Genomic DNA, 20,887 nt, shown 5'->3' with positions numbered 1-20,887 from the left:
GCGGGTCTGGGACGAGAGCTACGGCGGCGTCTACGGCGCCGAGAAGGTCTGGCGACAGCTCGTGCAGGAGGGCACCTCGGTGGCTCGCTGTACCGTCGAGCGGCTGATGCGCGCGATGGGCCTGCGCGGGGCAGTGCGGGGCCGGGCGTTCACCAGGACGACGGTGGCCGGTGGCGCTGCCGCTCAGCCGCTGGACCTCGTTCGGCGGGAGTTCCGTGCGAGCCGCCCGAACCAGCTCTGGGTCGCCGACCTGACCTACGTCGCCACCTGGGCCGGCTTCGTTTACGTCGCCTTCGTCGTCGATGTCTTCTCTCGCCTCATCGTCGGCTGGAGGGTGTCGAGCTCGCTGCGAACAGACCTGGCGCTCGACGCCCTCGAGCAGGCACTGCATGCACGACCTCATCGGGGCGAGTGCGTGCATCACAGCGACAGGGGCGTGCAATACGTCTCGATCCGCTACACCGACCGGCTAGCCGAGGCCGGCATCGCCTGCTCGGTCGGCAGCGTCGGTGACGCCTTCGACAACGCTCTCGCCGAGACGATCAACGGCCTGTACAAGACCGAGGTCATCCGTCGCCGCGGCCCCTGGCGCACCATCGAGGACGTGGAGTTCGCCACCCTGGAATGGGTCTATTGGTTCAACAACACGCGGCTCCTCGAGCCGATCGGATGGACATCCCCAGCGGAGTATGAGAAGGCCTACTATCTGAGTCACAGCACCTCCGAGAAGGCCGCGTGACTCACCCAACCGGGTCTCCGGAGAACCCGGGGCGGTTCACTCCCCGATTGCGACGCCACGCTCGGCGGCCCGGGCCTCGCGTGCAGCACCACCTACGTCGCGGGCGGCCTATACTGCAATTCGCCGCAAGGGAACACCGATTGGTACTGTTGCCCGAACAAGCAACCGATCGTGGGCGACGCGTGCGGCCAGCCCCCCGTCAAGCCCTATACCGAACCACAAACCTTCGCCTACCCTCCCTGCGCCACGAACCTCTACGGCAACGTGACGCACACCTGTTCGGGCCCCTATTACTGCGGCGAGGGGGACTGCTGCGGCAACACCAACCCGAACCGCTGCTTCTGCAACCCGCTCGGGCGCGAGATCGACCCCGGGGCGCGTTGCACGGCGCTGACCGTCAGCTCGCCCACGGGGCGGACCTGCGACGAGCTCCTCGGGGGCCCGGGCCTGGACTGCTCGGGGAACCCGATCACGGGGGCCACCTACTGCCCGCAGTTCGCGGGGACCAATTGGCTCTACTGCTGCGCCAAGGACCAGCGGATCTCGGGCAGCACCTGCGTCTGGCGCTAAGGAGGCTGGCCAGAACTAGTTGTGCAGGGATCGCGGTCGAGGCGCCCGACTGCCCAGGCGCGAGGAGGGCGCATACTCGTCGGTATGTAACCGACGAGCAACGCAGCCAGCCGGGATGGATCGGCTGCGAGGATGCACAGGTAATTCTGGCCAGCCTCCTAACCTCGGCGCCTTGGCCGCGATCCATCCCGTCAGGCTCCGCCGCCCTCCGCATCTCCGCTTGTGACCCCGGCCGAACTTCGCCATATTGCCGCAGCGCAGCACGACGCGGCGCACGCAGCGGAGCACGAGCTCCCGATCGGTTCTCTTGGTGCTCACCACGCACGACCTGTTCGCCACTGTTCCGCGCGGCCTCGAGACGGCGCTCGTCGGGGAGCTCGCCGGCCTCGGGGCCGATGACTGCAAGGTCGTCCCCGGCGGCGTGCACTTCCAGGGCACGCTGGAGACGGCCTACCGCGCCTGCCTCTGGACCCGCTCGGCGGCGAAGGTCCTGCTCCCCATCGCGCGCTTCCGCGCCACCGACGAGACGGGCGAAGGGCTCTACGCCGGCGCCGCGCAGATCGCGTGGACCGAGCACCTGGGCCCCGAACAGACCTTCGCCGTGGAGGTCACCCTCGTCGGGGCGCGGCTGACGAACGCGAGCTTCGCCGCGCTCAAGGTCAAGGACGCCGTGGTGGACCGCCTGCGCGCGGCCACCGGCTCGCGTCCCAGCGTGGACCGCAAGAACCCGGACGTGCGCGTGCACGCCTACCTCGAGCGGGATCACGTCACGCTGAGCCTCGACCTGGCCGGCGAGAGCCTCCACCGGCGCGGTTACCGGCCGACGCTCACCGAGGCCCCCCTCAAGGAGAACCTCGCGGCGGGGCTCTTGCTCCTCGCGGGGTGGCCCGAACTCGCCGCGCAGGGAGCCACGCTCCTCGACCCGATGTGCGGCTCGGGGACCTTCCTCGTCGAGGGGGCGCTCCTCGCCGCCGGCCTCGCCCCGGGGCTGCTGCGCGAGAAGTTCGGCTTCACCGCGTGGCGCGGGCACGACGCGAGCCTCTGGAGGCGCGTGCTCGCCGAGGCCGAGGAGCGTAAGCGCGACCGGACGCGGCCGACCTCGCACTTCGTCGGCTACGACGCGGACCACGCCGCGGTGAACGTGGCCCGCACCTGCGCCCGCCGCGCCGGCGTCAGCGACTTCGTGACCTTCGAGGCGCGAACTCTCGAGGAGTGCACCCCTCCCGAGGGCCTCCCCCCCGGGTTGCTCGTCGCGAATCCCCCCTACGGCGTGCGGATCGGCCAGGCGCAGGCTCTCCCCGCCCTCTACGCGCAGCTCGGCGACGTGCTCAAGCGGCGCTTCGGCGACTGGACCGCGCAGCTGCTCGTCGGCGAGCCGGAGCTGGTGAAGGCCCTCGGCCTGCGCCCGACCCGCAAGGAGCGCGTCTTCAACGGCCCGATCGAGTGCCGCTGGCTGCGCTACCCGCTGCGCGCCCCGGCGCGAAAGGCGGACTCCGGGACCGAGAAGAGCGCCCCGGCCACGGCCGCGCCGCTCCCCTCGCAGCGCGAGCGACTCGCCTCCGGCAGCGCCGGCGAGGCTTTCGCCAACCGCGTGACGAAGGACCTGCGCCACTTCGGTCGCTGGGCCCGTCGCGCGGGCGTGACCTGCTATCGCGTCTACGACGCCGACCTACCCGACTTCGCGCTCGCCATAGACCGCTACGAGAAGTGGGTCGTGGTGCAGGAATACGCCGCCCCGAAGAGCATAGACCCCGAGCACGCCCGAGCTCGCCTGCGCCTCGCGCTCACGCTCGTTCCGGAGCTCTTCGAGGTCCCCCCCACCCAGGTCTTCCTGAAGGTCCGCCAGCGCCAGAAGGGGCACGCGCAGTACGAGCGGCTGGCCGACAAGGGGCAGCTCTTCCAGGTCCACGAGGGGGGGCACACCTTCTTCGTCAACTTCACGGACTATCTGGATACGGGGCTATTTCTCGACCACCGCCAGACCCGCGAGCTCATCGGCACGCTCGCCGCCGGTCGCACCTTCCTCAATCTGTTCTCCTATACCGGTACCGCGACGGTCTATGCCGCTAATGGAGGGGCGCGCCACACGACCTCGGTAGATCTCTCCCGCACCTACCTCGACTGGGCCGAGCGGAACTTCGCGCTCGCGGGACTGCGGGGGGCCAGCCACGAGCTGGTCCAGGCCGACTGCCTGCGCTGGATCGAGCGCGCGCGCGACCGCTACGGGCTCATCTTCCTCGACCCGCCCACCTTCTCCACCTCCAAGCGCATGGAGGGGACTCTCGACGTGGCACGCGACCACGTGGCGCTCATCCGCTCCACCCTGCGCCTGCTCGAGCCCGACGGCGTGCTGCTCTTCTCCACGAATCACCAGCGCTTCAAGCTCGACCAGGAAGCCCTCTCCGACCTCGCGCTCGAGGACCTCTCGCGCGCCACGCTTCCGCCCGACTTCGCACGCAGCCCCCGCATCCATCAGACCTGGAAGATCGCGCGACCACCCGGCCGCGAGAGGCCCCGATGACGCGCGTCTGTCTCGTCGCGCCGCGGATCCCACCCGCCGCGATGAACTTCGCCTTCTCGATGCCGCTCATCGAGAAACGCTTCTCGCACCTCCCGCTTCCGCTCGCCACCGTAGCCGCCCTCACCCCGCCGGAGCTCGAGGTCGCGATCCTGGACGAGAACGTCGAGGAACTCCGTCCGGAGGCCGTGGACGCAGAGGTCGTCGGGCTCACCGGGATCTACTGCCAGCGCGAGCGCCTCTTCGAGCTGGCGGACGCCTTTCGCCGCCGCGGGGTTCTCGTGGCCATCGGCGGGCCGATCGCCCAGGACCTCTTCGACGACTGCGCGCGGCACGCGGATACGGTCTTCGTCGGCGAGGCCGAGGAGACCTGGCCACGCTTCTGCGCCGATCTCCGCGCGGGACGCGTCGAGCGCACCTACCGCGCCGACGGCTGGGCGGACCTGTCGCGCGCCCCCATCCCGCGCTTCGAGCTGCTCAAGATCGACCGCTACTCCTCAGGCTGCGTCCAGGCCACCCGCGGCTGTCCCTACGCCTGCGAGTACTGCGACGTGCCCGAGAAGTACGGCCGCCAGCCCCGTTCGAAGCCCGTCGAGACGGTGCTCGAAGAGGTGCGCCGCCTGAGCCGCCTCGGTTGCGACTCGATCTTCTTCGTCGACGACAACTTCATCGGCAACCGGCGCTACGCGAAGCGACTCCTCGAGGCCCTGGCGCGCCTGCTCCCCACCCTTGGGGCGCCGATGTATTTCTACACGCAGGTCACGCTCAACGTGGCCGCCGACGACGAGCTGCTCGCTCTCTTTCACGCCGCCTCCTTTCGCCGCTTCTTCATCGGAGTGGAGACCTCGGACCGCGCGCAGCTCTCCGCCCTGCGCAAGACCCACAACCTGGAGCTGGAGCTCCCCGACGCGCTGCGCCGCATCCAGTCCTACAGCATCACCGTCTGGGCCGGGATCATGCTGGGCCTCGACGGAGACGACCCCTCGAGCTTCGACGCGCAGTACCGCTTGATCGAGGAGACGGGCATCACCCCCACGCTGATCGGGCTGCTGCAGGCCATGCCCGGGGCGCCGCTCCACGCGCGCGCCGAGGCCGAGGGCCGGCTGCTCGCGCTCCCCGAGGTGGTGGGCTCGGGGGCCCTAGGGAGCCTCGCGGCGCAGGGGCGGACCAACCTCGTCCACCGGGGCCTCGACGAGCGCGCGCTACTCCGGGGGTTCGCCGCCTTCGTGCGGCGGGTCTACGACCCCGCGGCCTATGGCGAGCGCCTCCTCGTCGCGCGGGGGCGCGGGAGCCGCGAGCTCCCCTCCCCCTGGAGCGTCCTGACCTGGGGGAACCTCAAGGCCTTCGCGCGCCTCTTTGCCCACTACCTGCGCCGCTCGGACGCCGCCGAGCGTCGGATGGTCGCGCACGTGCTCGCATCCACGCTTCGGGCCGGAGGACAGGGGCTGGATGAGGTACTCTTCCACCTCGTGATCTACAAGCACCTGCGCGAGTTCTATACGGCTGCGGCGGAGGTCGCCGAGCGGGCCAGCGCATGAAGATCCTGCTCGTCAATCCGGCCTTCCCCCCGTCGCTCTGGGACTTCGAGCACTGCCGGGACCTGGACGGAAGCCGCTACGCCCATCCGCCGCTCTCTCTGCCCACGCTGGCCGCGCTCACCCCGCCAGGCCACGCGGTCCGGCTGCTCGACGAGAACGTGGGGCTCGTGGACCTGGACGCCGACGCGGCGCTGGTCGGCCTCACCGGCTACTGGATGCAGCGCGAGCGGGTCTTCGAGCTCGCCGACGCCTTCCGGGCGCGGGGCCGCACCGTCGCCCTCGGGGGCCCGCTCGTCGAGGAATCCACGCTCGAGGAGTGCGCGCGCCACGCCGACGTCGTCTTCCTGGGCGAGGCGGAGCTCACCTGGCCGCGCTTTCTGCGCGAGCTCGAGGCCGGGACCGCCGGCGCGGTCTACCGCCAGGAGGAGTTCGTGGACCTCGCGGACTCGCCGCTCCCGCGCTTCGAGCTGCTCGACCGCCGCGCCTACTCCACCGCCACCATCGAGACCTCGCGCGGCTGCCCCATGACCTGCGAGTTCTGCGAGATCCCGACCCGACTCGGCCGCCGCCCGCGGACGAAGTCCATCCCCCAGGTCCTGGCCGAGGTGCGGGCCCTCCACGCCCTCGGCGCCGATTCGATCTTCTTCGTGGACGACAACTTCGTCGGCGACCGGCGGCGCGCGAAGGCGCTCCTCGAGGAGCTGGCCCGCTTCGCGCGCTCCATCGGTTACGCCATCGACTTTTCCTGCCAGATCACGATCGACGCGGCGAAGGACGAGGCGCTCCTCGAGTTGCTCTACGCGGCCAACATCCGCCGGGTCTTCGTGGGGCTCGAATCCCCTCGGCCAGCGAGCCTGAAGGAGGCCGGCAAGCGGCAGAACCTCGCCACCGAGGTGCAGGAAAATATCCGCCGGTTGCAGGAGCGCAACATCGCCGTCTGGGCCGGCATGATCGTGGGCTTCGACCACGACGATGCGGGGATCTTCGACGAGCACCTCCGCTTCCTGGCGGAGGCCGGGGTGCCGGTGGTGATGAGCGGTCTCCTCCAGGCGATCCCCGGCACGCCGCTCTATCGACGGATGGAGGCCGCGGGCCGGCTGCGCGAGGTCGAGATGGCCGGGGTCCGCGGACGCCTCGCCGCGGCCGTGACCACGAACATCGTGCCGCGTGGCCTGACCGACGAGGAGCTCCGCAGCGGCTACCTGAAGATGCTTCGCGCGCTCTACGACGAGGAGGCCTACGGGGACCGGCTCCTCACGGCCCTCCGGCGGTCGCGGCGCCCGACGCAGCCGAAGCGCGGCGCCAAGGTCGCCACGACGGCCGGCACGACGGCCGGCGCGAAGCTCGGCCCCGAGCGGCGGGCCATCCTCGGCCGGATCCTCAAGCACTACCTCCTCACGCGGGACGCCCGCCGGCGTCGCCTCTTTCTGCGCGTCGTGCTCGAGACGCTGCGCCACGCCCCCGCGCAGCTGGAGAGCGCGCTCTTTCACCTCGTGGTCTACAAGCACCTGCGCCACTTCCACGAGCGGCTGAGCGCGCAGCTCCCCCGCGAGGAGCCCGGCCGGTCACCCTCGGCGCGCGACCTGCGCGACCTGCGCGACCTGCGAGAGCCGTTCGGTGGTACCGACGATCGCGCTCGGTAGCCTGAGCCTTCGCACCTGGGGGCTCGTCGTCGCGGGCGGGGTGCTCCTCTGCTGGGCGCTGCTGCTCTGGCGCGCGGGCCGCCTCGGCTACTCGCGACGCGGCGTCTTCGCCTGGGTCCTGCTCGCGCTCCCCGTCGGGGGCCTCTCGGGGCGCGCCCTGGCCACGCTCGTGAACGCCATGATGGGCGAAGCCGCGAGCGGCGGCATGACCGTCCTCGGGAGCGTCGCCGGCTGCCTCGCCTTCAGCGCGCTCTTCGTCCCCCGCGTGCTCGGGACGCGCGTCGCGCCGCTCCTCGACGCCGCCGCCTTCACCTATCCCCTCTCGCTCGGCATCGGACGCCTCGGGTGCCTGCTGAACGGCTGTTGCCTCGGACGGCCCGCCCCGGCGAGCGCCCCGCGCCTGGCCACCATTCCAGCGGCCCTCGTGGGCCATGCCGCGCGCGGCCACCTCTGGAACCTGCCCGCGCTCCTCGGGCTGAACGCGCTCCTCGCCCTCGTCGCCACCGAGTGGCTCTACCGCCGCCGCGAGCGCCTCGGGCTCCGCGACGGCTCGGTGGCCTGCGCGACCCTACTCGTCGAGAGCGCCGGCCGATTCCCCCTCGAGTTTCTGCGCGACGACCCCGTCTCGGGTCCGCTCGGCCTGAATCCCTGGCAGGCCCTCGTGTTCGTCGTAGCCGTCGTGTCCGGGCTCGAGCTCTGGCGCCGAAACGCCGCCAGCCGGGCCTGAGACGCCCCGTGCGCCCCCCTCCGACCCGCGCAGACTCTGGCGTGATCCGCCGTTCCGGCGTAGAGTCGCAGCTGACCCTTCGGAGGTATCTGGTGCGCCCGGCCTTGCCATCCTCGAGCCGACTCACGACCCTTCTGCTGCTCCTCGCCGCCCTCCCCGTCGTGGGAGGCACGGTGTACCTCGTGCTCCTCGGCTGCGGAGGCTCGGTGCCGGTGAAACGCGAGACGCGCGTGCTCATCCCGGGCGCCGCAATGCCGGTCCTCGTGAGCAGCGTCGCCCCGGCGCCCGCGGTGGCCGACCGGGATGGGGACGGCGTGGTGGACAGCTTCGACCAGTGTCCCCTCGAGCGCGGCCTCCCCGAGGACCGCGGCTGCCCCAAGCCCAGCGCCCCCGCCCCGACCCCCGCGCCCATCGGAGCGCCACGCGCCAAGCCCACCATCGTCGCGGTCTTCGATACCGAGGACGCCACGGGCCGGCTGGACGCCAAGACCCTGAACCAGCTCACCGAGTACCTGGCGGCCAAGGTCACCGAGTCGGGGAACTTCCGCGTCATCCCGCGCAACCAGCTCAAGACGCGCCTCTCGCAGGAGAAGCGCGAGGGCTACAAGGTCTGCTACGACGAGTCGTGCAAGATCGAGCTCGGCCGGGCCCTCTCCGCGCAAAAGTCCCTCGCGACCAAGCTCCTGAAGGTCGGCGCGTCCTGTGCGATCAGCGCCACGCTCTACGATCTGAAGAGCGAGACGGCGGAAAAGGCCGCCAACGTGCGGACCAACTGCTCCGAAGACGGCCTGATGGACGGCATGGAGAAGATCGCCACCCAGCTTGCGGCCGCAAAGACCCTGTGACTCGCCCGGAGATGCTCGCGTGCACCGTGCTCTGCGCTATCTGACTCGCACCCCCACGCTCGTCCTGGCTCTCGTCGCGACCCCGATCGTCGCGGCGACGGTCTACTTCGTGCTGCTCGGCTGCGCGGCCAAGAAGGCCGATCCCGCCAAGCCCACGGCCCTGCGCGAGGCGACCGCCCACGCCGTGGGGTGCGCCATGCTCACCTCGACCCTGCAGAGCCGCTGCGCGACCACGGCCCCGCTCGACTGCGCCCAGGTCACCGCGTGCGGGGCGAACGCCGACTCGTGGGACGGCGCCGACCTCCGCGACTGCATGGCCGCCGTCCGAACCGCGGCCGACTGCTTCTCGGCCCAGCGAACCGTGTGCGCCATCGCCTGCACCGAGGTCCGCAGGTAGCGGTTCGCAGGTCATAGATCGATCGTGGTGCGGCCCGCGCCGCGTCGCGTCGCAGCCCCTCCGCCCCTCAGATTTCCCCGGCACAGCTTGCGCCATCTGGCTGCGAAGTTGTCGGGGCGAGTCCCGCGCGCCTCGCCAAGAATCGAAGATCTCACGGGAGTCACGCTGCGCGCAGCTTGGCCCAGCTTCTGCTTTCATGGAGCGCACTCTCCTGGGAGGTGTCGCGTGAGACGAACGAAGCTATGGGTGCTTGGGGTGCTGCTCGTGGGCTGTAACCGCAGCGATCTGGCCGTGGAGTCTCACCTGCAGCCGCTCGCGAGCTGCGCGGACGTGGAGTCCGCCATCCGGCAGAGCGCGCTCGCCACCATGAACCGCACGCTCGACGAGCAGCTCAAGGCGGCGCTCGAGCGCCTCGGCCGCTGCCGCTGGACCGGCCCCTGGGACGAGGACTATGCCCAGGGAGTGGCCCAGGGCGGACCGAGCGCCGGACCGAGCGCCGGACTCAACGGCGCTCCCTCCGCGGTGGATAGCGCGCGCTCCGACGGCAGCGCGAGCAGCAAGGGCCCGGACGCCTACTCCGAGACGAACAATCAGGTGGCCGGCGTGGACGAGGCCGACTTCGTCAAGACCGACGGCAAGCACCTCTACCTCGTGACCGAGCGCAGCCTGCGCATCATCCAGTCCTGGCCCCCCGAGTCCGTGCGTGAGCTGGCGCGCGTGCCTCTCGCGGGCCGCGGCAAGAAGCTCTTCGTGGCCGGTGACCGCCTGCTCGTCTATAGCTCGCTCTCGACCCTCCCCGAGAGCCGCACCAGCGGCAAGACACGGCCGAACTACGGCTCGAACCGCGAGTGCACCTACGGCTACGACTGCACCTTCACCGGTGACGGCACGCCCACGCAGCTCACGGTCTTCAACATCGCCCGGCGCGACCGCCCCGTGAAGGTGCGCGAGCTCCAGCTCTCCGGCTCGCTCGTGGCCGCGCGCCGCGTGGGCCGCGCGATCCACACCGTCGTCAGCTCGCCCGGTCCCGCGTTCCCGTCGCTGAGCAGCTCCCCGCAAGGGATCAACACCTGCACCGAGACCGAGGTCGTGATCCGCCAGGCCTTCGAGGAGCTGCGCGCGAAGAACGCCGAGCAGATCCGCACGGCGCGCCTCGAGAACTGGCTCCCCACGATGACCGACACCACCTTCTCCGGCTCGGAGAGCACGGCCGGCGCGAAGCGGAGCCTCGTCGAGGGCTGCCCCGGTTTCTATCGCTCCGAGCTCAACGACGGCAGCACCTTCACGAGCGTGATCTCGCTCGACATCGCGAGCGAGACCGCGGCGCAGAGCGCGACCATCGTCGCCCGCCCGGGGGCGATCTACGCCTCGGGGAGCGCGCTCTTCATGGCCGTCCCACGGGACCGCGCGCGCAGCCAGAGGTGGTACGCCGAGCTCGAGAGCGCCTCGGAGCTGAGCGAGGTGCACAAGTTCCTGCTCAAGAACGAGCCCCCCGCCGCGCTCTACGCGGCGAGCGGCCTGGTCAAGGGGCGCGTGCTGAACCAGTTCGCCATGGACGAGCACGAGCAACACCTGCGCATCGCGACCACCACGGGACACCTGCCGAGCCCCGACGTGCACAACACCGTGAGCGTGCTCCGGCAGCGCGACGGGAACCTCGACGTGACCGGCCAGGTGGACCGCATCGCCCCGGGCGAGGACATCCGCTCGGTGCGCTTCGACGAGGAGAAGGGCTACATCGTGACCTTCAAGAAGACCGACCCGCTCTTCGTGCTGGACCTCGCCAATCCCTCCGCGCCGAAGGTCTCCGGCGAGCTCAAGATCCCGGGCTTCTCGACCTACATGCACCGGATGGACAAGAACCACCTCCTGACCATCGGCTACGACGCGGCGGACAAGGGGAGCTTCGCCTGGTTCACGGGCGTGCTCCTGCAGATCTTCGACGTGGCCGACCCGGGCAAACCCACGCTCGCGCACAAGGAGATCATCGGCACGCGCGGCTCGAGCTCCGAGGCGCTGACGAACCACCTGGCCTTCACCTACTTCGCCCCGAAGAACCTGCTCGCCCTGCCCATGACGATCTGTGAGGGGGGCAGCACGAGCGGCGGCTACGGCACGCAGATGACCTTCAGCGGCCTGATGGTCTACGACGTGACGACCGTCGCGGGTTTCAAGCTGCGCGGCAAGGTGGCCCACCCCACCGGCAGCGCCACCTGCTCCAACTGGTGGACCCACGCCTCCAGCCAGGTGAAGCGCAGCATCGTGATGGACGACGTGGTCTTCTCCATCTCGGGGGACACCCTCAAGGTCTCTCCGCTCGCCGACCTCACGACCGACGTGGCCGAGCTCTCGCTGGCCGAGTAGCGCGGCGCGCCCCGCCGCGAGGCGACCTCCCCCGGCCGGGAAACCGGCCGCCCCGGTGGGGTCGGCCGACCTTATCCCGCCTAGATGTCGTTGTTTTCCCTAGATCCACCCCCTGGCACGGCCACTGCACACACTGGTGCGCAGCAACGAAACCAGGAGCATTCCTTATGACGAGCCGCAGTCGTTTCACGGGACCCCTGGGTGGCCTGGCGGGCTTCGCGCTGCTCGCGCTGCTCGCGCGTGGGACCTCGGGCTGCGGCGAAGGGCTCGTCGGCGAGCCGACGGGCCTCGACGACGGTGACGGCGGTGTGCGGCAGACAGAGTCGCTCAAGTGCCGGGCAATGACCGAGCTCGGGTGCATGGCCATGTACGGCAAGCACCGATCGCTCTTCACGGCGTGCACGGCCGGTGCTGCTCTCGGCGCGATGAAATGGTCGTGCGACCCGTACCGCGTCTGTCGCAACTTCTCGGCGGCCGTTCCGGCGGGTGCCCCGGCCTCCCCGATGGTCGCGTGCTTCGAGGCCGTCGCGTACCTCAAGGGCTGCGATCACGTCGCCCGCGACGCGGGGACCGACACCGGAACGAACAACGCACGGCCGGATGCCGGCGCCTGCTTCTCGAGTCCGTGCGGACCGCATACCGGCTACGGCACGGACACGAAGACCTGCACCTGCGGTTCGGGCTACCTGAACTGCGATGGGAGGTGGTCGAACGGCTGCGAGCACCAGGGCGCCGTCTGCCCCAAGTAGTGGCGCGCGATCGTAAGTTGCGCGAGAGCGAGGCTATCGCGGCTCAGCTCCCTCAGGACGACAAACCCCACCTCGACCGCTCCTTGCCCCACGAAAACCCAGCTACCTGGGGACGCGCGTCACCGCCGACGCGCCAAGGAGCTGATATCCAGGCGAGCCGTCACTGGCACGACCACTGCAGACTTCCGTGTGCAGGAGGAACGACACGCATGATTCACCCTTCCCGTCGCACCGCCACCTCTTCCACCGTCGGGCGTTTCGTCGCCCTGGCCCTGCTGGCTTGCTCCACAGGTGCCTGCGGCGAGGGGGTCGTGGGGGATCCCGGCGAGCCAGGGGCCGTAACCGAGCCATCAGCCGGCGACAGCGCCGGCGGCGAGAGAGAGACGGCGACCGCAAAGTGCTTCGCCAAGGCGTCCGCGCTCTGCGCCTACTACCATGGGCTCGATGGGTATCTGCCCCCCTGCCTCGTGGGCGCGGCGGCACCGGTCAGGAACCAGCCGGGCTCGCACTGCGACGGCAGAGGCTATAACGCGTCGAAGTACAGCGCGTGCCTCGAGGGGGAGAGCTGGAAGCTGAGCTGCGAACCCGCCCAGCTTCACTGCAACGGCTTCTGCAACCCGGCCGACGCGGCCAACGAGGCGGAGATCCTCTGCGGCGCGAACGCAAACCTCGATACGGTCACCCGGCGCTGCTCCTGCAAGCCGGGCTACCTCGACTGCGACCGCGCTCGCGGCTGCGAGACGAAAGCCACGAAGTGCCCGAGCTAGGGCGGCGCTGGGTCGCGTCTCTAGCGACCTCGTCTACCGCGGGTCCGCCGGCCGTAGGTACCCGAAGAGATCGCGCACCGTCTCGAGCCACAGCGCGGGGTCGAAGCGGTGCGGCAGGAGCTGCGCCTTGCGGTGCTGCTTGAAGAGCTGGCAGAGGTGGCGGTCCATCGCCTCGTCGAGCGCGACGATCCCCTGGTTCTTCGCGAAGCGCGTGGAGAGCGAGGCGGCCTGGATGGCGCCGGCAAACATCGCCGCCCGCGTGATCTGGATCTGCTCGGCGGGCACGTCCTCCACGTCCCCGTCGAAGTTCACCGGCCAGCCATCGCCGAGGGCCAGGATGCGCTTGCCGCCGTAGACGTAACGCGCCGTGGGGAGCGTCACGAGCGGATTGTCGTTCGCGAGCAGCGTGCGCGAGGTCGCCCGCTCCTCGAGCTGGCCCATGGCGAACTCGATGCGCTTGGACGAGGCCGACGCGATGGCCACGCCGTCCTTCAGCCGCCCGAGGTCCTCGAGCGAGAGCGACTCGCTGCCGGTCGCGCCGATCACGACGTCGGCGAGCGCCAGCGCCTCGGCCTTCTCCTGCACCAGATAGCGGCGGCCCGCCGAGCGGGCCTTCGTCTCGTTGCTCTCCACGACCACGACGCGAATGCGGCGATCGAGCGCGCGGAGGGCGTGCGCGACGGCGCGTCCCACCCAGCCGTAGCCCATCACGACCACCGTCTTCCCCTCGAGGTCGAGCCCTTGGCGCGAGAGGGCCTGGAGCACCTTGTTCGCCACCGTGCGCCCGATGAAGGGGGCCTCGATCGCCTTGCAGAGCGCGCGCGCCACGGCGACCACCGGCACGCGCAAGGGCTTCGCCTCCGCGAGCGTGATCCCGCGCGTCGTCTGCTCGACGATGTGGAAGGCGTGCAGCACGTCGGCGTACTCGGGCGTCTCGTGCAGGAGCTTGGTCACGAGGCCCCCGTCGTCCATGACGAGGATCGGCTTTCGGCGCGGATCGCGCCGGTAGCGCTCGACCATCTCGCGCAGGGCCTGGGCCACCGTCTCCTCGTACTTTCCCGCCACGAGCGCCGGGACGCGCACGTCGAAGCCGTCGTGCTCGAGAACGCGGCGCACGGCGCGATTGCTGCCGTACGGCGTGCCGACGACGATCGAGCGCTCGACGGAGAGCCCGGCAGCGCGGAGCGCGTCCATCAGCGCCGGCGTCGTGCCGAGGAGGTGCGAGACCATCAGCAGGTTGTGCTTGCGGAGCGGCGTGCGTCCGTTCAGCTCGCCGACGAGCTCGTCGAGGAGCGGGAGCCGCACGGGGATGCGCGCGAACTGCGAGAGCTCGGCGAGCTCGCGGGCCAGGACCGGGTCCCGCCGCGAGGGCTCGAAGAGCGCCCGCTCCACGTCCCAGCCGCCGCGATACCGTCGGGGGCGCGCCGCGCGGAGGCCGTGTAGCCGCACGCTGGCGCCGCCGTCCGGACGCACGTCGAAGAAAGGGTCGAGCTCCGGGTAGTCCTCGGGGTGGGCGGCCCAGAGGCTCCGGTAGCGGCCGAGCTCGATCGGCTTCAGGTGCGGATAGTCCCTCGTCACGCGCCGCATGATCTCGGCCTCGGAGGTGTCCCTCTCCGCCGTGGCCGCGTACTCCGCCACGAGCGCCGCCACGCGACGGGCGTTGTGCTTTCGCACGCCCCCCGTGCGGCCGTAGAGCTCCTTGAGCGCGCCCGCCGCGACGGCCTCGGTATAGGGCGGTAGCCCGCGCGCCACGAGGTACCGGTTCACCGCCGCGAGGAGCTCCGCGTCGCTCGTCCCCGGCGGGGAGAGCTCGAGCAGCAGGCGCGCCACCTCGTTCACGGCGAGTCCGGCCCGCTGGCGCACGCGCGTCGATCCCTGCATCCCCGCGAAGAAGGGCTCGGCCTTGAACTCGGTGCGCAGCGCGTAGACGTAGTCGGCGTGAAACCGGGCCTCGCGCTGGACGAGCGCGTCGGAGGCCTCCTTCAGCGAGAGGCCCGTCGCGCGCATCAGCTCGGCCACGCGACCGGCGTCGGCCCGCCGCTCCTCGCGCGTGCGGCGCACCGGCGGCGGCCGAAAGAGGCCGGCGTGCTCGCGCCGGAGCCGCTCGAGGCGCTGGGCCTTCAGCCGGGGGTACTTGCGCTGGAGCGCCGTCACCAGCTCCTCGGGCGAAGCGAGAGTCCCCCCCGCGCGCAGGACAGCCAGATCCTTGCCCAGGCGCTCGTCGACGAGCCGCTGGTTCTCGGGGCCGCGCGCGAGCGGGGGGAAGGCCTCCGCGTCGAGCGCTCGCAGGAGCTGGTAGCGTGGGGTCGTGAGGCGTCCCTCGCGGGCCACGAAGGCCGCATCCGCGTTCAGCTCCCGCACGATGTCCGTCACGTCCACGAAGAGCTCGCGCTCGAAGATGGCGAAGGCGCGCTCGCCGAGCCGCCGCGCACGCTCGACGGTGTAGAGCGGGTCCCGGGGCGCCACGCGTTCGTCGGCGGGGCCTCGCTTGCCGCGCAGGCGATCGAGCAGCGTCTCGGCCACGCGGCGGTCGTGCCCGCGCGCCGTCGGCTGATAGGCCGGTGCTCCCTGGGGGCGCGGGAACCGCCCCGGGTCGGCGGCCTGCAGCAGCGCGAGCAGCTCGGTCGAGACCCCCGTGCGCAGATAGAAGGCCTTGGTGCTCAGCCGCCCGGCGGAGAGCTCGCCGTAGGCCCGCGAGACGGCGTCGAGGCGGCGGTCGTCGAGCGGCAGCGCCTCGAGCGGGACGAAGAGCCCGGGGAGCGCGCGCTTGAGCGCGGCCCAGTCGTCGGCGGCGATGGCCCAGGCCTCGCGGAAGTTCTCCGGCGACTGGATCCCGTCGAGCACCTTCTCCTCGTAGTCCCGGCCGAGGGCCGCGAGCGCCTCGGCGGCCACCTCCACGCGCAGAGTCCTGGCCGCGGGACCGAGCCGCACGCGCTTGGCCTGCGCGGCCACGATGGCGGCCGGCAGGTGCGGCGCGATCTCCTCGACGATGCGCAGGGTGCGGGGTCTCCCGGTGCGCGCGTAGACCTCGGCCATCACGGCCTGCGCCAGCGCGTCGCCCGAGCGCGCGAGGTGCTCGCGGGGGGCGAGGAAGCCCTGCCCGGTGCCCACCGTGGCGTCGATGCGGCGCAGGCGCTCGAGGAGCCGCGCGACGAGCGGGGAACCGGGGCGGGAGAGGATCTTGAGCAGGACCGGCGTCGAGAGGGGCAGCGCGTGCGCCGTGGCGAAGTCGAGAGGCGGTACGGTCGGAACGGGCCGCGGGGCGCGCTGGCGCTGCCGCAAGAGCTCCCGGGCGAGGGCCGGATGGTAGCGCGCGAGATAGGTCAGGCGTTCGAGCGTGACCCCGGGGTGGCGGGCCGCGAGGGTCACGAGCCCCTGGGCGAAGGCGGCCGCGTCGGGCAGAGCGCGCAGGAATCGGGCGGCCAGCGTCGCGAGGAGACCGTCTCTCTCGGGCAAGGTCGGGAGCGCGCCGACCGTGCGGAGTCGCCGCACCTCGGCCGCGCTCCACGGCACTGCCTGCGTCAGACCCGGCTTGGCGCGCAGCACCTCCGCGAGCGCCGCGTCCCCGAGCGTCGGATGCGCCGCGCCCACGCGATAGATGCGTTCCTTCAGCGCCGGGCTGAGCCCTTCGGCGCGCTCCTTCGGGTAGCGCCGGGCCCCCGACGCGACGCCGCTGCCGACGAGAAATGCGAGCGCCAGGGCGAGTGCCCGGGCGAACAAGAGCGTCGTGGCGAGCGACGCGCGGGCCTGGTGACGGATACGCGACCCAGCCATCCGTCGCCTGCTCCTTCGAGACACCTGGGACGTGCCGAACCCTGGCTCGGGACGAACCCGGGCGGCCACCCGGGGGACCACTGCTGCACGCCCGGTGCCAGATGTCGGCCCCCCTCGGCCACGCGCAAGTGCGCCCGGCTCCACCGCGGAGGTGCTCGCGTGAGCCCTCCCCGGCGGCTAGCCGGCCTGCCTCCAACGGCCTTCCGGGCTCGCCACCCGGGACCCCCGGCCACCCCGCCCTCCGACCCCCCGGCGGCCCAGCGGCCCACGAACTGGGCCCTCGCCTTCCCCCGAGGCTATGCTCGAGCCCATGCCCCGACGGCGCGGCGCGCGAACGCCAGCTCTCCTCGCCAGCCTCGCCCTCTCGGCCCTCTCCGCTGCGGCGCAGGCCGAGCCCCTCGTCGCAGATCGCGCGCCCTACACGGTGCGCGCCCCCGCGGCCCCCGAGAACAGCGTCGCCTCCGACGGAGTCCGTCCCGAGCACGTGCTCGTCATCGCGCTCGACGGGGTCTCGTGGAACGTCTTCCGCCGAGAGCGGTCCAGCGCGCCGCACCTCTCGGCCCTCGCGCGCGCCGGCTTCGCCCGCCCCGCGGAGAGCGTCTTCCCGAGCATGACGTGGTCCGCGCACGTGAGCATGGTGACGGGCCAGCACCCTCGCCATCACGGCATCCTCGGCAACCGCTGGCTCGAGCGCGGGGCGAAGCTCGTCTATCCGTACCTCGCTGCCCCCGCCGACGAATGGCGACGCGCGCGCACTCCGAGCCTCTTCGAGCTCGCGGCCGCAAAGGGCCTCGCCACCGCCGCCCTCAACTGGCCGGCCACGCAGGGCTCGAAGCTCATCCCCTATAACCTTCCCGAGACGATGGAGAGCGCACGCCTGACCTACGAGCTCATGTCACCGGCCCTGCGCGCCGTGGTGGAGCGCATGTACGCCCGCGACGGGCGCAAGAAGGATCTTCCCAAGGACTACCTCCCGACGCTGCTCGGCCGCATCGCGAAGAGCGAGGGGGTGGAGACCGATCTCTTCGTGCGCGACCTGACGGTGGAGCTCGTCGCCCCGCGCCGCACCGGCGGCGGACGCGGCGTCGCGCCCAAGGTGCCGCGGCTCCTCTTCACGCACCTGCTCAGCCCCGACACCTGGCTCCATCAGTACGGCACCCCCGCGTGGGTCGAGCGCTGGGGCCTCGAGCTCATCGACGGCATGATCGGCCACATCCTCCGGGCCTATCGGCGCGCCGGGGTCTGGAAGAAGACGGCCGTCTTCGTGGTGGCCGACCACGGCTTCGTCGAGATCTCGCACGCCTTCGATCTGAAGCAATTCCTCGTCGACGAGGGCTTTGGCCCCGGCCGCATTCCGCCGTCGGGTCTCCCGAAGGGCGGCGTGGGCGTGCTCTTCAACGGGCACACGGGCTACGTCTACGCGCGCGGCAGCGGACGCGACAAGCTGCCGAAGCTCGTGCGGCTCTTGCGCGGTTCCACCACCCGCGGCTGCGTTCACGGGCTCTACGCACCGGCCGAGTATCGCCGCCTGGGCCTTCCAGTCCCTCCGGCCGACGAGAGCGCCGAAGCTGCGCCCCCGGGCGCGCACCCCGGCGCCCCCGACCTCCTCGTGCTGCTGCGGCCCCACTGCATCTTCGGCGAGGGGCATCCCCGCGGGCAGCTCGTGCGCCCGCACAAGGCCTGGCGCATCGGCTACCACGGCTTCCTCCCGCGCGAGCCGCGGCTCCTGAGCGTCTTCATCGGCGCCGGGGCGGGGATCAAGCGGCAGCGGCGCACGCTCCCCCGATGTGGCGTGGTGGACCTGGCCCCCACGGTGGGGCACCTGCTCGGCCTCACCTGGCCCGCGCGCTGGCCGGGAGGCGAGGACGCCTTTCAGCTCGACGGCCGCGTGCTTCGCGACGTGCTGAGCCATCCGCCGGGCGAGCCCCGGAGCGCTCCGCGCCGCACCCCCGCCGACTGACACCGCAGCAGGAGGGGACCCCCTCCGCAGGGGTCAACTGACCCTGGCGGCCACGCGAGGCCGGAAAGGATTGCCACTCGCAGGTTGCAGCGCGTGCGTCGATCCAGGAGCTTGCCCGCGCGGCGAGCGGGTCGGCCCGCGGCACGTGGCTTGCTCTCATGCATCCGCGTGAACCGGCGAGGAGCACGAACATGAGGTCGACCCGACGCATCTCCCTCTGTCTGACGCTGGCCACGGCGCTCCTTCTCGGCGCCGCCGGAGCGCGCGCCGCCGACCAGGCTCCCGGCGCCGGCGCGGGGCCGGCCCAGCCCTTCGGCCGCAACGATCGCGCCGCCGAGGCAGCCGTGCGCTACCTGATGGGCAAGGCGGGAGCGGGGCAGACGCTCACCCTGTTGCTTTACCCGCAGGGCAAGGACGGCGCGAGTGGGATCGACGTCATCCACGTGACGAACGAGGGACGCACCAAGTACAGCTACGCGCCCGACGGGACGCTGCGCGAGGTTCGCCAGCGCGGGGCGAAGAATCAGGAGTGGGTCAAGCAGCCGCTCCCCGCGATGACCGGGCGCGGCGCGAGCGCCATCGCCGTCGCGGGACGCAACCTGGTCGTGGCCGCGATGCCCGTCGTGCGCGCCGGCGCCTCGCACATCGCCCTGCGCGCGACCGAGAACGGCGGCATGTTCAACGTCGCCGTCGAGACCCGGTCTCCCAAGCAACCTACGGTGATCCGGCACAGCCTCTTTGCCTCCTCCGGCCAGTACGTCCTGACCGTGAAGCAGGATGCGAAGGGCGAGCACTTCTACACGGGCAAGATCGCGCGTGGCGGCGGCAGCGTCGCGCCTCCGGCCGCGGCGCCGGTCAAGCCCGCTCCGATGACGCCCCTCGAGAACGGGGTGCTGCAGGCCTCGGGCCTCCACGCCGGGACGCACGAGTTCCAGGGACCGATCGGACAGGGGCGGTGGCGCGCCGACGTCACCCACGCCGGGACGCAGACGCTGGTCCGGATCGGCAAGACGGTCTTCCTGGTGAGTCGGCCGAACGGCAAGCCCGCCGTGAAGGGCCTCATGCACGTCCACGTGGTGAACGGCAAGGACGTCTACTACGGCTACCGCGCGCGACGTATCGACCGGACGCTCTTCCAGGAGATCGGCTCGATGCGGCAGGACGCGCAGCGCCTGCACCACGAGCAGGCGAATACGCCGGCCGGCTCCGCGCTCGCGAGTCTCGTCACGCGCCTCGAGAAGCCGGAGTCGCGGCAGCCGCGCACGTCGCCGCCGCAGCAGCTCCAGTCGGCGAACCACCTGGGCCCGCAGAACGCGCTGCACACCTCGACCGCGCCCGCGCTGCAGGCCAAGCCGAGCCCGCTGCGGCAGTTCGGCACCTTCCTCGGCAGCCTGGTCCCGCAGCGGGTCCGCACCGCCTGGCAGAACCGCTTCGGCCGGCAAGGGAGCGGCAGCGCCAAGGGGCGGCCGTAGGGGCCGGGCCTCCTAACCGCTCAGCTCAGCTACAGCGGCCCGCCTGGCTGCACTGGTGCCGGGGGGCTACGCAGGGAAGCATCGGGCACTGCAGCTTGCACTTGAGCGTCGCCCACTCGACCTTCAGGCTGTTCAGCTTGGCCACCGCCGCCGCGTGCGCGGGATTCACCGTGGTCATGCACCCGCAGCCGACCCACCGTTCGATGTCCACCGTGCACTGCTTGCCGGGTGCCATCGGAGAGCAGGCCTGCGCCAGCGCCAGGGCGTAGGCATAGTCCGTTCGAATACGCTCGCAGGTGCGCGCCGTCCCGCCGTCGCGTCGCGGAGCGCCGTCGCGGCCGCCGTCGCGCCGGATCGCGCCGTCCCGTCGAACACCTCCGTCGCGGCGCGGCCCGTCTCCAGCTGGCCCCGTGTCGCCCACCGGCATCCCTCCGTCGGTGAGAAAGCCGTCCGGAATCGGCCCGATGTCGGGGTACATGAATCCGTCGCCCACGAAGCCGTCGCCGCCGGGCCCGCCCCCGTCGCCCACCGGCCCGCCGTCGCCTACCGTCCCCGACCCGTCGGTGATCCCACCGCCGTCCGGAAGCGCCGTCGTCGAGCTGCACCCGACGAGGCCCGCCAACCCGAACACCAGCCATGTCCTCTTCATGCGCACCTCCTGGTTAAGTCGGTCGTGGCCCGCCGCGGAATCATCTGCTCATTGTGGCGGCCCACGATAGTCGTACCTTCGAGAATATCATGGGAGCGCTGCGGGGCGCGGGGCGCGGGGAGCCCAGTGAGGGAATCGACGCTACCCTCGCCCCTCCGACTGGGCTCCTCGTAGG

15 protein-coding genes are annotated in these 20,887 nt (G+C 71.5%); 13 read left to right on the top strand and 2 right to left on the bottom strand.

The features are described 5' to 3' along the window. From IT371_19900 to IT371_19850, 11 genes are all read left to right on the top strand, one after another. Positions 1 to 739: IS3 family transposase (locus IT371_19900; protein ID MCC6749939.1), on the top strand; the 739-nt coding region annotated here is incomplete at its 5' end. Between the two features lie 171 nt (positions 740 to 910). Continuing rightward, on the top strand, positions 911 to 1,309 hold the full coding sequence (locus tag IT371_19895) for a hypothetical protein (GenBank protein ID MCC6749938.1): 399 nt from the start codon (positions 911 to 913) through the stop codon (positions 1,307 to 1,309). A 310-nt stretch (positions 1,310 to 1,619) separates the two neighbouring features. After that, positions 1,620 to 3,830 (top strand): bifunctional 23S rRNA (guanine(2069)-N(7))-methyltransferase RlmK/23S rRNA (guanine(2445)-N(2))-methyltransferase RlmL, encoded by a 2,211-nt coding sequence (rlmKL, locus tag IT371_19890; GenBank protein MCC6749937.1) that lies wholly within the window; start codon positions 1,620 to 1,622, stop codon positions 3,828 to 3,830. After that, entirely contained in the window at positions 3,827 to 5,365 is a 1,539-nt protein-coding gene (locus IT371_19885; GenBank protein MCC6749936.1) for a radical SAM protein, read from the top strand. The genes rlmKL and IT371_19885 overlap by 4 nt, the downstream gene beginning before the upstream one ends. Beyond that, positions 5,362 to 7,008 carry a radical SAM protein gene (locus IT371_19880; GenBank protein MCC6749935.1) on the top strand — a complete coding sequence of 549 codons (1,647 nt, stop codon included), beginning with the start codon at positions 5,362 to 5,364 and terminating at the stop codon, positions 7,006 to 7,008. The genes IT371_19885 and IT371_19880 overlap by 4 nt, the downstream gene beginning before the upstream one ends. Next, positions 6,983 to 7,735, top strand: a complete 753-nt coding sequence (locus IT371_19875) for a prolipoprotein diacylglyceryl transferase (GenBank protein ID MCC6749934.1) — start codon at positions 6,983 to 6,985, stop codon at positions 7,733 to 7,735. The genes IT371_19880 and IT371_19875 overlap by 26 nt, the downstream gene beginning before the upstream one ends. Positions 7,736 to 7,827: 92 nt before the next feature. After that, positions 7,828 to 8,580, top strand: coding sequence for a hypothetical protein (locus tag IT371_19870; protein ID MCC6749933.1), 753 nt, complete (start codon positions 7,828 to 7,830; stop codon positions 8,578 to 8,580). Positions 8,581 to 8,599: 19 nt separating this feature from the next. Further along, positions 8,600 to 8,977 (top strand): hypothetical protein, encoded by a 378-nt coding sequence (locus IT371_19865; protein MCC6749932.1) that lies wholly within the window; start codon positions 8,600 to 8,602, stop codon positions 8,975 to 8,977. A gap of 225 nt (positions 8,978 to 9,202) precedes the next feature. Further along, positions 9,203 to 11,341 carry a beta-propeller domain-containing protein gene (locus IT371_19860; protein MCC6749931.1) on the top strand — a complete coding sequence of 713 codons (2,139 nt, stop codon included), beginning with the start codon at positions 9,203 to 9,205 and terminating at the stop codon, positions 11,339 to 11,341. A gap of 167 nt (positions 11,342 to 11,508) precedes the next feature. Further along, the gene (locus IT371_19855) at positions 11,509 to 12,090 is read left to right on the top strand and encodes a hypothetical protein (protein MCC6749930.1); all 582 of its coding nucleotides are present in this window, start codon (positions 11,509 to 11,511) and stop codon (positions 12,088 to 12,090) included. A gap of 209 nt (positions 12,091 to 12,299) precedes the next feature. Further along, positions 12,300 to 12,857 carry a hypothetical protein gene (locus tag IT371_19850; protein MCC6749929.1) on the top strand — a complete coding sequence of 186 codons (558 nt, stop codon included), beginning with the start codon at positions 12,300 to 12,302 and terminating at the stop codon, positions 12,855 to 12,857. A gap of 33 nt (positions 12,858 to 12,890) precedes the next feature. Here the strand turns inward: IT371_19850 and IT371_19845 are convergent, their stop codons facing one another. After that, on the bottom strand, positions 12,891 to 16,631 hold the full coding sequence (locus IT371_19845) for a hypothetical protein (protein ID MCC6749928.1): 3,741 nt from the start codon (positions 16,629 to 16,631) through the stop codon (positions 12,891 to 12,893). Between the two features lie 310 nt (positions 16,632 to 16,941). Between IT371_19845 and IT371_19840 the strand changes: the two genes are divergently transcribed. Both IT371_19840 and IT371_19835 read left to right on the top strand, forming a co-directional pair. Next, on the top strand, positions 16,942 to 18,591 hold the full coding sequence (locus IT371_19840) for an alkaline phosphatase family protein (protein MCC6749927.1): 1,650 nt from the start codon (positions 16,942 to 16,944) through the stop codon (positions 18,589 to 18,591). A 191-nt stretch (positions 18,592 to 18,782) separates the two neighbouring features. Then, entirely contained in the window at positions 18,783 to 20,063 is a 1,281-nt protein-coding gene (locus IT371_19835; protein ID MCC6749926.1) for a hypothetical protein, read from the top strand. Between the two features lie 25 nt (positions 20,064 to 20,088). On the opposite strand, the gene IT371_19830 is transcribed toward IT371_19835, so the two are convergent. After that, on the bottom strand, positions 20,089 to 20,712 hold the full coding sequence (locus IT371_19830) for a hypothetical protein (protein MCC6749925.1): 624 nt from the start codon (positions 20,710 to 20,712) through the stop codon (positions 20,089 to 20,091). Positions 20,713 to 20,887 lie beyond the last annotated feature (175 nt).

Source organism: Deltaproteobacteria bacterium (assembly GCA_020848905.1).
Classification (GTDB): domain Bacteria; phylum Myxococcota_A; class Polyangia.
The sequence above is the reverse complement of the archived record's forward strand: the minus strand, read 5'-3'. Positions and strand labels throughout refer to the sequence as shown.